We start from the raw sequence: 11656 nt of genomic DNA on the forward strand, positions 1-11656 counted from the left end.
TATTAAAAGCTCCCTTCTCCACCGAAGCGCCTTTGACCGTCGTCGTAATCCGACCCACGTTCAGGACGTGCTAGTGAAATCCCGAGTTGTTCGGTTGTTCTAAATGCGTCTTCATCGATCTCACGGATCTGAATCTCCTCGCCAGAATGCGAGAGAACCTCTACGTCTAGACCAAGCGATTGCATCTCTTTGATCAAAACTTTAAAGCTCTCAGGAATTCCTGGCTCAGGAATATTCTCTCCCTTTACAATCGCCTCATATACCTTGACACGACCCAAGACGTCGTCAGACTTAATAGTCAAAAGTTCCTGAAGAGCATATGCAGCTCCATAAGCTTCAAGAGCCCAAACTTCCATCTCTCCAAAGCGCTGACCACCAAATTGAGCTTTACCACCCAACGGCTGTTGGGTAATCATGGAGTATGGACCGGTCGAACGTGCGTGAATCTTGTCATCTACAAGGTGAGCGAGTTTTAGGATATAGACATAACCGACAGAAACCGCGTTGTCATACTTATCCCCGGTACGCCCGTTATATAGTGTGACCTTGCCGTCATTGCCAATCAACCTCACCCCGTCGCGAGATTCTGGATTCAGATTCTCAAAGATATTCTGGATCGTCGGGTGACGACCAGCTTTATCTTCTTCATCCCAGTGCGCACCATCAAAGACGGGCGTTGCAATCCACGAAGATGGCTTAGTTCTTGGTCGAGTTTTAGTCTCAGTACCTCGCACGGGCTCATCGGCCAAGGGGTTGCCTGGCCATCCCCAACGTGCCGTATACCCTAAGTGCGACTCGAGGACCTGACCAACGTTCATCCGGCTAGGAACTCCAAGTGGATTCAAGATAATATCAACAGGAGTGCCATCTTCCATATAGGGCATATCCTCAAGGGGCAAAATCTTAGAGATAACACCTTTGTTACCGTGGCGACCAGCAAGCTTATCGCCTTCTGTAATCTTACGACGTTGAGCCACATAGACCCTTACCAACTGATTGACCCCAGCAGCTAAATCGGGATTCTCATCGCGTGAAAATACCTTCACGTCGATAACTTTCCCGTATTCACCATGAGGGACCTTAAGCGAAGTATCTCTAACCTCTCGAGATTTCTCCCCGAAGATAGCTCTAAGAAGCCTCTCCTCGGGTGTCAATTCGGTCTCGCCCTTTGGTGTGACCTTACCGACCAAAATATCATTTGGTCCGACTTCAGCACCGATGCGGACGATACCACGTTCGTCCAAGTCAGAGAGGATCTCTTCTGAAAGATTTGGTATATCTCTGGTGATCTCCTCTGGTCCAAGTCGCGTTTCACGAGCATCAGTCTCATGCTCATCGATGTGAATAGATGTGAGCACGTCATCTTTTACCAGGCGCTCCGAAAGAATAATCGCGTCTTCATAGTTGTAGCCTTCCCAAGGCATAAATGCCACAAGAAGGTTCTTACCAAGAGCCAACTCACCTTCATGAGTTGCTGGCCCATCAGCTATCACAGAGCCCTTGACCAAGTGCTCCCCAACGTTGACTAGCACTACCTGGTTATAACTAGTATTTTGATTGGAACGACGAAACTTAGCGATTGGGTAGATCTTGCGACCAAGAACTCGACCGTAACGATCGCACTCCCCAACCTCATATTCAACCGTAACCCTATCTCCGCTGACATCGGTAACAGTTCCGACACCTTCCGCCAAGACAACGTCACCTGCGTCTCGTGCAGCACGAGCCTCAACACCGGTCCCGATATAAGGAGCCTCAGGCACCAAAAGCGGAACCGCCTGCTTTTGCATGTTCGCACCCATAAGTGCCCTGTTAGCATCGTCGTGCTCAATGAATGGAATCAAAGAGGTCGACACTGAGACGATCTGCTTTGGAGAGACGTCCATCAACTCCACCTCTTTAGCAGAGACAAAGTCAATCTCCGAGGTAGACGCATACGAAGTGGTATCTACGCCAACTCGAACTTCTGCACCAATTGGACCACGTCGAACAAGAACCTTATCTTCAATGAACCGTCCGTCTTTGTCGATAGGTGCGTTCGCCTGAGCAATAATAAACTGCTCTTCCAAGTCCGCAGGATAGTAGGCAATCTCATCGGTGACTATTCCCTCGACTACCTTGCGATAAGGAGTCTCGATAAAGCCAAACTCGTTGATACGCGCATAACTAGCTAGCGCACCAATCAATCCGATGTTTGGACCTTCTGGCGTCTCAATTGGGCACATCCTGCCATAGTGAGATGTGTGAACGTCACGGACCTCAAAGCCTGCTCGCTCACGAGAAAGACCACCAGGTCCCAATGCCGAGAGACGACGTTTGTTTGCTAGGCCAGAAAGAGGATTCACCTGATCCATAAACTGGCTCAACTGAGAAGTCGCAAAGAACTCTTTGATAGCTGCACTAACTGGTCGTATATTGATCAGAGTCTGAGGAGTAATTGCCTCAACATCCTGAGTAGACATACGCTCTTTGACCAATCTCTCCAATCGAGAGAGGCCCAAACGAAGCTGATTCTGAATCAGCTCGCCTACGCTACGAACTCGACGATTGGCAAAGTGATCCTGGTCATCAAGGCGATAGCCGGGCCGCTGTGCCACCAAACAGAGCATGTAAGAGATTGCGCTCAATATCTCAGCTGGTGAAAGAGTTGTATCTTTGCTACCTGGCACCGGAAGATCCAACCCCAATACATCAGATAGTCTTTCAATCTCAGCACCAAGCTTACGAGAGAGCTTATAACGACCAACTCGAGTAAGGTCGTATCGCTTGGTCGAGAAGAAGGAACTCTCGAAGTAATTTCGAGCGGACTCAATATTCTGAAGGTCAGCAGGACGAACCCTCTTATAGATCTCGAGCAATGCCTCTTCTTGAGTCTTGTGTATATTTTTGTCCTTGGACCATTGATCCGAAAGAAAATCAAACTCCTCAACGAAGCGCTCAAGCAGCTCTGGATCGTCATAACCCAGTGCACGAATCAATGTAAAGATAGAGATACGCCTCTTTCGAGCAACTCTAGCCCCAGCGTTTAATTCGCGACCAGGCTTAGACTCGACATCAAATTCGAGCCACTCCCCACGGTAAGCATGAATCGTTCCGCTAACGACAGTCTTGGCCTCTCGACCTTTTTGGAAAATAATTCCGGGAGATCGGACCAACTGGGAGACAACGACACGTTCAGTGCCGTTTATAATGAAAGAACCTCGTTCAGTCATCATAGGGAAATCACCCATGAATACTGTGTGCTCTTTGAGCTCACCTGTACCCTTATTGATAAATGTAGCCTTCACGAAGATCGGAGCCTGATAAGTTAAATCACGCTCTTTGCAGAACTCTTCGCTATATTTTGGCACGGGCGTAAGGTCGGGGTCATCGGCGTCGAAATTTAATTCAAGAGCTAATTTACCCGAAAAATCCTCAATCGGACTTAACTCCGCGAAGGCCTCTGAGAGGCCCTTGCGGAGAAACCAATCGAAGGATTCTCTTTGAATAGAAATGAGGTCTGGTAGAGGCAAAACCTCATCCAGATTTGCAAACGAATACCGTTCAATAGAACGAGATCTAGAGGTCAACGAATCTCTCCCAGCTAGAGTTCACCTGAAATAGGACATGAATCGCCAAGGGGCTCTTAAAGATGCTCAAAAAGCGCAAGAGGGCGAGTAAGAATGAAAGCACGGCAATCTTCTAGTTTACACATAGAGACGCAAAAGCGAGTCAATCCTTTGCAGGATTGACTCAACTTTCATCAAATATTTCGTCAAAGGAGGCAAAAACAGAGAAAATATCGATTTTGACTCCTTTGATCAACAAGTTCGGCAGGATTAGTGAAACACCATATCATCTCTGAGCAAGTGGCTCACTAATCTATTGCTCTAACTATAAACTCAATTATAGATCGAACGCCACCGAAAAACTTATGTTACTTGAGCTCGACCGTGGCGCCTGCTCCTTCGAGCTGAGCCTTAGCCTTCTCGGCGTCTTCCTTCGATACCTTCTCCAGTACGGCCTTAGGAGCACCATCAACGAGATCCTTGGCCTCTTTTAGACCAAGATTTGTCAAGCTGCGAACTTCCTTGATGACCTGAATCTTCTTCTCGCCGGCGCCGGTCAAGATAACATCGAACTCATCTTGCTCTTCCACTACAGGTGCTGCATCGCCGCCACCAACTGGAGCTGCAAAAGCCATAGGAGCAGCTGCGGTTACGCCAAACTTCTCCTCGAAAGCCTTGAGCAATTCGCTCAGCTCTAGTACGGTCATGGATGCAATTGATTCTAGAATTTCCTCAGAAGTTGCCATTTGTGTTTCCTTTCTATTTTTCAAATTTTAAGCACATCACTAAAGATGTACTCTCCCGCCAGCCACCTGGCGTAGGGATCTAAGCGGCCGCGCCAACTGGCGACGACCAAATTGGGTAAATGCTATGCTGCTTCTTCGGTCTGCTTGTCCACCAAGGCAGATAGAGCATATGCAAAGTTTTGCGGCAGTGCCTTGAGAACCGAAGCGAAGTCGCGCATAGGCGCGGCCATGACTCCAGCCAGCTGGCCCAAGAGGGCCTCGCGCGAAGGAAGCTCTGCGAGGGCAAGTGCGCCCTTGGCATCTATCACGCTATTGCCTAAGACGCCAGCCTTCACGACGAGAAGCGGGTGAGTCTTTGTAAACTCCTTTAGAACCTTCGCTACCTCAACGACGTCTGTTTCCACGAACGCCAGAGCTGTTGGCCCATCGAGGTAAGCTGCCAGTCCTTCTAGCCCTGCGGCATCGGCTGATCGCTTCACAAGAGTATTTTTGTACACCTTGAAGGAGCCACCGGCTAGCGCAAGAGACCGACGAAGCGCCTCGAGATCCGAGACCTTCAAACCACGATATTCAGCGACCACAACAGCAGCGGAACTAGCAAATTTTTGGTTTAGCTCCTCTACTATCGCCACCTTATCGGGACGCGGATTATCCATACTCTCTCCAATCCAAAAGATTTGCTCCAAAGTCGGAACAAAACAAAAAGCCACAAGTCGCTTGGAGGCGATCTGTGGCAGTACCAAAAACTTTTATCGTTACCTACTTTGGCTTCACTTGGAATTTACACTCTAAAAGAGCACCAAAGGTCTTTGGCAACTGCCTATATATTTGAAATCTATCAGGGAGTCTAGCTCGCTAGATCCTCTTCTGTAACCCTCAGACGGTTAGTATCAACTTTGACGCCAGGTCCCATTGTCGAAGCCAAGGTAACGCTCTTGAAGTAGCGACCCTTTGAGGATGCTGGCTTAGCTCTACTGAGCTCATCAACGACTGCTCTAAAGTTCTCAAGGAGCTGATCCTTGGTGAAGGATGCTTTGCCGATCGGTACTTGAACATTTCCCACGCGATCGGTGCGATATTCAACTCTTCCGCCCTTGAATTCACGGACTGCCTTGGCAACGTCAGTGGTGACAGTACCGGTCTTGGGGTTAGGCATGAGGCCTCTTGGACCAAGAATACGACCCAACTTGCCAACTTGACCCATAAGGTCCGGAGTGGCTATTGCTATATCAAAATCGAGAAAACTCTCACCTTGAATACGAGCAACCAAATCATCAGCGCCTACGACGTCAGCTCCGGCCTCACGGGCCTCATTGGCTGCTTCACCGGATGCAAAGACTGCGACTCTGACTTCTCGACCAGTACCAGCTGGTAGTGAAACGGTACCTCGCACGATTTGATCGGCCTTTCGGGGGTCAACACCCAAGCGTACCGCTAACTCAATCGACTCATCAAACTTTGCAGTTGCAAGCTTCCTTACAGTCTCCACCGCTTCAGCTGGAACATTTAGATGTTCTCTGTCATAGGACGCCGTTAGCGCCTTCATGCGCTTTGTAACTTTTGCCATTTAAGGTAAATCTCCCAAATATATGAACTGCTCGACGAGGCCTATTCGGCGACCTTGATGCCCATTGATCGTGCCGTTCCGGCAATTTGACGCTTAGCGGCGTCTAGATCGTTGGCATTTAGGTCCGGCAGCTTGGTTTTAGCGATCTCTTCGAGTTGGTCACCAGAAATAGTTCCGGCTACAACTCTCTTGTTGGTTGCAGATCCCTTTGGAACGCCGGCTGCTTGTCGCAGCAAAACCGGTGTCGGAGGGGTCTTTAGCACAAATGTGAATGAGCGGTCATCGAAGATTGTAACCTCAACCGGGATAACCGTTCCACGCTGCGCTTCTGTGGCTGCATTATACTGCTTACAAAACTCCATGGTTTGAATTCCATGGGGTCCAAGAGCGGTACCTACCGGGGGAGCTGGAGTAGCAGCTCCAGCGGGCAGCTGAATCTTTACAATTGCGGTAACACGACGCTTTGCCATCTTTAGTTTCGTTTCACTTTGTTAAATTTTTGGCTGACATACAACAGCTAATGAACTAGTACATCATACGGCGGATCCTGCAATATCCTGCAGAGGCCAATATGATTTTAGGTAGCTATACCTTGGCTACTTGAGCAAATTCCAACTCAACAGGCGTTTCCCTGCCAAATATATTGACAAGCACCTTCAACTTGAGGTGATCTTCATTTATCTCAGATATCATCCCTGTTAGCCCCTCAAAGGCGCCGTCCTTGACGGTTACTGGGTCACCTACCTGATATTCAAGAGTAGGCCTTGACTTTCTTTGAAGATCCATCGGTTCGACAGAGAAATTAAGAATGGATTCGACTTCTTTACGTGATAGCGGCGTCGGCTTCGATCCCATGCCGACAAAACCAGTTACACCAGGCGTATGCCGCACCACATCCCAAGTCAGATCGTCTAGGTCAGCGCGCACTAGGATATACCCGGGAAAAACCTTCTTCTGGGAGACAACTCGTTTGCCATTTTTTATCTCGGTGACATCTTCCATCGGAATAAAAATTTGGTGAATTCGATCTTCCACTTGCATGGAACTCATGCGAGACTCCAGATTGGACTTCACTTTCTTCTCATAACCAGAATATGAATGTATGACATACCAGTCCCCTGGCAGATCAAATGGGCTCTGTTCCGGAGGCCCTTGTGGCTCCAGAGGAACCTCGTCGCCATCCTTTACATACTCCAATTTCCCAGGTATCACCTGGATCGGAGCTTCAACCTCCTCGCGTGAAGGTATATCTTCTTCTGGGGGTGTTTCATCAAAAAAGTCAGTCATTTAAATCCTAAAGTAGCAGCGGCACCCAAGAGCCAAGACTGAATCAGCCAAACAAAAATAGAACGGCTTTGGAGAAAGCCAAGTTCAGCACGAATATCAAAGCGATAAGAAAGGTAAGGGTTATAAAAACTACAGTCGAATAGTTAATGACCGTCTTTCGAGTTGGCCAAGTAACCTTCTTGAGTTCATCACGAACTTCACGAAGATATATCTTTGGCGTAAGTCGCTTTGACTCTGGCTGATTCTTCTGAGATATAACTTTCTTTGGGGCGTTCGCCCGTTCCGCTTCGCTCTGGCTTTGCTGGCGAGCCATAAGACGTTTCGATTGACGATTCACCTAAAAACCTCTTCCGGTAAATTTGCGCAGGGTAGGAGGGACTCGAACCCCCAACACCCGGTTTTGGAGACCGGTGCTCTACCATTGAGCTACTACCCTAAGACCGACACAAGCTTATCAGACTACCGCGAAGTTAGCTCCATGAAGAAGTCAAACCTAAACAGTGTCCGAAAATACTTATCGGAGATTCAATTCTAAGCGCTTGCTCTCCAACTTCAGGAATATTTACGACCATGAAATTCTGATCTCGAACAATTATCTCCCCAAGAAAGCTAATTGCCTCCCAATTTCACCCTCCAACCTTCAATTAAATCCACAAAGGTCTGAGCCAATGGCTACGAGAAGTCCAGATCAAGCGCAGTCTGGCGCTCCAGAGTCCGGACAAAGATCTAGATCAAGATATTTTCTCATTGAACGCCTCCTATTTGCTTGCGGCCAATGAGGAGACCAGGGATTTAATTAAACAAATCGACGGATCTAGCGTGGTCAAACGAAGGTAACGTCGCAGTGGGTTGCTCGCGAGACCAAAATGCTGTAGCTATTGGTCTCCTCTACCAATTTTAAGAACTATCATAGGAACTTATCGGTTTGGAGAAAGTCGGGAGCAGAGCATGGACACCAATGCAGTCAAGCGTCTCGTAGAAGAGGCCAAAACCGGCAGCCATGAAGCTTTCGACGAATTAGTACGGATTACATATCCAAACCTCCTAGCGCGGGCCGTAGCCCTAACGGGAAATCTAGACGACGCACGTGACGCACTCCAAGAGGCCTATTTGAGAGCCTTCCGCTCGCTCAAGAACTTTAGAGGAGACTCTAGCTTTAGCCGGTGGATGTCTAGCATTGTCACAAATGCTAGCTCGACCCTGCTTGCTAAAGCTAGGAGGCGACGCTTTGAAGTAATCGAAGGAGCTGACGTCCTACTCGGTGACACCCTTTCTAATTCAAGCGTCACCGATCAAGATATAGCATCCACGATGGAGGTTCAAGCGGCCTTAAAGAAACTCCCAGAGGAGTTGCGGCGCATCGTAATCCTAAAAGAGCTCTATGGAATGGAGCATTCAGAGATCGCTTTGGTGCTTGGAATTACCGAATCCAATGCAAAGGTTCGCCTACATAGGGCGCGTAAATTATTGCGAATCCACCTCATCGCCGAAGGTGAAGCGCCAGATGTCATAGGTAACGGGAAAAAAAGGCGCCACGCTTGAGGTAACGTCCGACTTGATCCCACAGGCCATAGTTTTTGTACATCGGCTTGATTCCAAAGTCGATACAAATATGCCGGGGTTATGTCGTCAACTCCATTGAACTCAAAGCATGAAATAGCTACAAGACAAAAATAGATAAAAGTTTCACTCGCCAGTGATCCAAATGAAATAGCGAATTTTTATCCCTTAGTGCCACACACCATCGCCAAGGTAGCAATACGGGTGACTCACCTAAATGCCCCATGAATCAAAACCGACAATCACCGCGGCGACCCAATTTGCGCAGACCCAATTTGCGCAGACCCAATTTGCGCAGACCCAATCAGAGCGCCCTGTCGGTTAAAGTTCAAAGTACCGCCGAATGACATTACGACCATGGCGACGATTGCGACGCGCTAGCGGTCCTAGGGGTGAAAATCCAAGAGACAGGAGAATCCAAGAGACAGGAGAATCCAAGAGACAGATATAACCAACAACAGCGAAATTCTAGAAATTGCTATTACCCCCACGCCATACAATCAAGCCACGACCATCACACCACTCCTTCAACCCAAAATCGAAACGGTAGCCGTACCCTAGCGCCCCAAACACCGACTCAAACAGAAGATAGCGTTGCTGGGTCAAACTCCAATTGGATATCTCCTCAGATTCAATGCAAAGGTTTAACATCCATTGGCGAAACTGCACTTTGGTGGCGAAGTTTCGGTTATTACAAACCACGGATTTGAAGAGCGCAAGGCCGTCGCATTGAAAGTAGCTAGAAATAGCTATCGCTAATGGATAGATCTAGGAGTTCGCAAAAAATTAAATAAAAACGCCGCATCTTTTGCCAAGAGTAACCCTTAGCAAAAGATGCGGCGAGATCTAATAAGAAAGAAACTACCTAGTCTCTTTGTGAGTTGTGTGCTGACGATCCCAACGACAATACTTCTTCATTTCGATTCGCTCGCGATCGTTGATTCGGTTTTTTGTCGTAATATAATTACGCCTTTTGCAGGTCTCGCAAGCGAGCGTTACTTTAATTCTTTTTTCGTTCTTTGCCATTGAGCTCTCCGTGTATCTCTAAACTCGTTCACAGCGACTACCTATACATTACGAAAAGCAATGCACTGCTACTTCTGGTAGCGGCGGTCGGACTCGAACCGACGACCCCACGATTATGAGCCGTGTGCTCTAACCACCTGAGCTACGCCGCCTTGGAGCCCCCTGTCGGAATCGAACCGACGACCCCATCCTTACCATGGATGTGCTCTGCCGTCTGAGCTAAGGGGGCGCTTGATAAAAATAGCTTAGTTATTCTATATCCGCCCAAAGGCAAAACCTGACGTTTAAGGGAAATCAAAATTCACAACAATCTACTAGCTGGCATCAACTACGATTATGAAAATAACAATGCCAAATACCCCGAAAGTCGCCGTAAGACCGGCAACACTTACCGACACAGTGCCATTGATGCAAATCTACAATCGCGAAGTACTTGGCTCCCGCGTGACACTTGACCTTGTTCCAAGAACGATCGAGACACAGACTAAATGGATTGAAGAACACTTAGGCCCATACCCTGCTCTCGTTGCCACCATTTCAGAACAAGTCGTAGGGTTCGCGTCAGTATCACCATACCGCGTTCGTCCTGGCTATTCGACCACCGTCGAAGACTCTATTTACATTGACCCTAATTTCCAGGGTCGAGGTATCGGCAAATTACTCCTCTCCAACATCGTTGGACTAGCGGCGAAACATGGCTTTCATGCCTGTATGGCTAGGGTGGCTTCAGATCACACCGCATCGCTTGCCCTTCATAAGTCAATTGGCTTCTTCGAAGTTGGCCTTGAGCGTGAAGTCGGTAGGAAATTTGGAAAATGGATCGACATGATGCTCCTTGAACTCTTGCTAAAACCTCAATAAAAGATCCCCGTCGACGGCGCAATCTGCCAAGCACGGAGGCCGGCTTTGATCATGAAGGCAACGCTCTTATCGCACCGGGAATCAGACAAGATAGTCCGCCTCCTCTTAAAATCTTCGTAGGCCAGAAAGCAAATGCCCACCAACCAAGGTCGAGAAGAAGGGGAGCAAAATCTACAACTACTCACAAAGGCGTATCTAGGTCGATTAGTTGGAATCGGTGATTTACCCTAGCGATGCAAAAGTGCCGACCAAAGTAAATAAACCCAGCCAAGGACACCATCTGTGTGCTCTATCTTCTCATTGGCACTTGGCACCTTATCAAAGCAGACCACACCTTGGCACTTTCAGGAGTCAAGAATCATTTGGTATTTCCAAATAAACTTGATACAAAGATGATCTCAGCCACAAATCCCCCTTGGTGGAGAGTCATTTGGTAGCCCAAAGCACCAATTGTCTATTCACATATCAATAATCTAATCAGTGTGATCAATGCGGAATCGATTATCGCCCGGTCGCTTATAGAACCACTATGGATCACCAGGAAAAGCTTCAGTCGATCCGTGGCTGCGCTGATTAATGGCTTTATGTAAAATTGCTTCCTCTAAAAAAATCACATCGCAGATCGCTTATCCTTAAATCAATCCACGGTAAGTCAATTCAAGAAGTCATAGAACCAATTCATAAGACGACGAAGCTGATCGGCCATAATGGGTACGAAAAAGCTACAGCCATCTAGAACAATGAAACCCATCGGAATAGCCAAAAGACTAAATTGGGCAAAAGTATAAAGACCTATTGCAGACAGCTCGTAATTTCTAAGCCTTCAAAATCGACCAAAGGAGGGTCACCCGAGTCAAAAGGCGCCATCTCAATGAAACTCCTACCCTTTGGAGTCGAATGGCCTCTATCCATTGGCCTCTATCGAATAGCCAGTATGGACCAATTATTTAAAACGATATAGCATGCTGGCGACCATACCAGTACCCCAGAACAAGCATTGAAACGCCAGCGACTAAAAGGTGTCGTCATTCAAATAAAAGAGCAAAGCGTCATGCCAAGCG

The 11656-nt window shown here is 47.8% G+C and carries 10 protein-coding genes and 3 tRNA genes; 2 read left to right on the forward strand and 11 right to left on the reverse strand.

Going from position 1 to position 11656, the window contains the following annotated elements; genetic code table 11:
* Positions 1 to 2: 2 nt before the first annotated feature.
* From rpoB to ACIDITHRIX25_RS79500, 8 genes are all read right to left on the reverse strand, one after another.
* Positions 3 to 3569 carry a DNA-directed RNA polymerase subunit beta gene (gene rpoB, locus ACIDITHRIX25_RS79465; protein ID WP_052604333.1) on the reverse strand — a complete coding sequence of 1189 codons (3567 nt, stop codon included), beginning with the start codon at positions 3567 to 3569 and terminating at the stop codon, positions 3 to 5.
* Between the two features lie 347 nt (positions 3570 to 3916).
* On the reverse strand, positions 3917 to 4294 hold the full coding sequence (rplL, locus tag ACIDITHRIX25_RS79470; RefSeq protein ID WP_052604334.1) for a 50S ribosomal protein L7/L12: 378 nt from the start codon (positions 4292 to 4294) through the stop codon (positions 3917 to 3919).
* A gap of 122 nt (positions 4295 to 4416) precedes the next feature.
* Complete coding sequence (rplJ, locus tag ACIDITHRIX25_RS79475; RefSeq protein WP_052604363.1) at positions 4417 to 4950, reverse strand: 50S ribosomal protein L10; 534 nt, start codon at positions 4948 to 4950, stop codon at positions 4417 to 4419.
* 191 nt (positions 4951 to 5141) lie between these two features.
* Positions 5142 to 5861: a 50S ribosomal protein L1 gene (gene rplA / locus ACIDITHRIX25_RS79480; RefSeq protein ID WP_052604335.1), complete on the reverse strand. Its 720-nt coding sequence runs from the start codon at positions 5859 to 5861 to the stop codon at positions 5142 to 5144.
* A gap of 41 nt (positions 5862 to 5902) precedes the next feature.
* The gene (gene rplK, locus ACIDITHRIX25_RS79485; RefSeq protein ID WP_052604336.1) at positions 5903 to 6331 is read right to left on the reverse strand and encodes a 50S ribosomal protein L11; all 429 of its coding nucleotides are present in this window, start codon (positions 6329 to 6331) and stop codon (positions 5903 to 5905) included.
* Between the two features lie 115 nt (positions 6332 to 6446).
* On the reverse strand, positions 6447 to 7148 hold the full coding sequence (gene nusG, locus ACIDITHRIX25_RS79490; protein WP_052604337.1) for a transcription termination/antitermination protein NusG: 702 nt from the start codon (positions 7146 to 7148) through the stop codon (positions 6447 to 6449).
* Positions 7149 to 7191: 43 nt separating this feature from the next.
* Positions 7192 to 7485: a preprotein translocase subunit SecE gene (gene secE / locus ACIDITHRIX25_RS79495; RefSeq protein WP_152625815.1), complete on the reverse strand. Its 294-nt coding sequence runs from the start codon at positions 7483 to 7485 to the stop codon at positions 7192 to 7194.
* Between the two features lie 27 nt (positions 7486 to 7512).
* A tRNA-Trp gene (locus tag ACIDITHRIX25_RS79500) sits at positions 7513 to 7584 on the reverse strand.
* 512 nt (positions 7585 to 8096) lie between these two features.
* On the opposite strand from ACIDITHRIX25_RS79500, the gene ACIDITHRIX25_RS79505 reads away from it, so the two are divergent.
* Entirely contained in the window at positions 8097 to 8690 is a 594-nt protein-coding gene (locus ACIDITHRIX25_RS79505) for an RNA polymerase sigma factor (protein ID WP_052604339.1), read from the forward strand.
* Positions 8691 to 9569: 879 nt separating this feature from the next.
* Here the strand turns inward: ACIDITHRIX25_RS79505 and rpmG are convergent.
* From rpmG to ACIDITHRIX25_RS79520, 3 genes are all read right to left on the reverse strand, one after another.
* Positions 9570 to 9734, reverse strand: a complete 165-nt coding sequence (rpmG, locus tag ACIDITHRIX25_RS79510) for a 50S ribosomal protein L33 (protein WP_082058425.1) — start codon at positions 9732 to 9734, stop codon at positions 9570 to 9572.
* A gap of 75 nt (positions 9735 to 9809) precedes the next feature.
* Positions 9810 to 9886 (reverse strand) — tRNA-Met (locus ACIDITHRIX25_RS79515).
* Between the two features lies 1 nt (position 9887).
* Positions 9888 to 9963, reverse strand: a tRNA-Thr gene (locus ACIDITHRIX25_RS79520).
* Between the two features lie 119 nt (positions 9964 to 10082).
* Here ACIDITHRIX25_RS79520 and ACIDITHRIX25_RS79525 point away from each other — a divergent pair.
* Positions 10083 to 10595: a GNAT family N-acetyltransferase gene (locus ACIDITHRIX25_RS79525; RefSeq protein WP_160291698.1), complete on the forward strand. Its 513-nt coding sequence runs from the start codon at positions 10083 to 10085 to the stop codon at positions 10593 to 10595.
* The last annotated feature ends 1061 nt before the right edge of the window (positions 10596 to 11656 follow it).

Source organism: Acidithrix sp. C25, from assembly GCF_904848545.2.

Coding starts and splice junctions, on each gene's coding strand:
- rplK (WP_052604336.1), bottom strand. CDS start 6,331: ATGGCAAAGCGTCGTGTTACCGCAATTGTAAAGATTCAGCTGCCCGCT.
- rplA (WP_052604335.1), bottom strand. CDS start 5,861: ATGGCAAAAGTTACAAAGCGCATGAAGGCGCTAACGGCGTCCTATGAC.
- rplL (WP_052604334.1), bottom strand. CDS start 4,294: ATGGCAACTTCTGAGGAAATTCTAGAATCAATTGCATCCATGACCGTA.
- rplJ (WP_052604363.1), bottom strand. CDS start 4,950: ATGGATAATCCGCGTCCCGATAAGGTGGCGATAGTAGAGGAGCTAAAC.
- nusG (WP_052604337.1), bottom strand. CDS start 7,148: ATGACTGACTTTTTTGATGAAACACCCCCAGAAGAAGATATACCTTCA.
- ACIDITHRIX25_RS79525 (WP_160291698.1), top strand. CDS start 10,083: ATGCCAAATACCCCGAAAGTCGCCGTAAGACCGGCAACACTTACCGAC.
- ACIDITHRIX25_RS79505 (WP_052604339.1), top strand. CDS start 8,097: ATGGACACCAATGCAGTCAAGCGTCTCGTAGAAGAGGCCAAAACCGGC.
- rpmG (WP_082058425.1), bottom strand. CDS start 9,734: ATGGCAAAGAACGAAAAAAGAATTAAAGTAACGCTCGCTTGCGAGACC.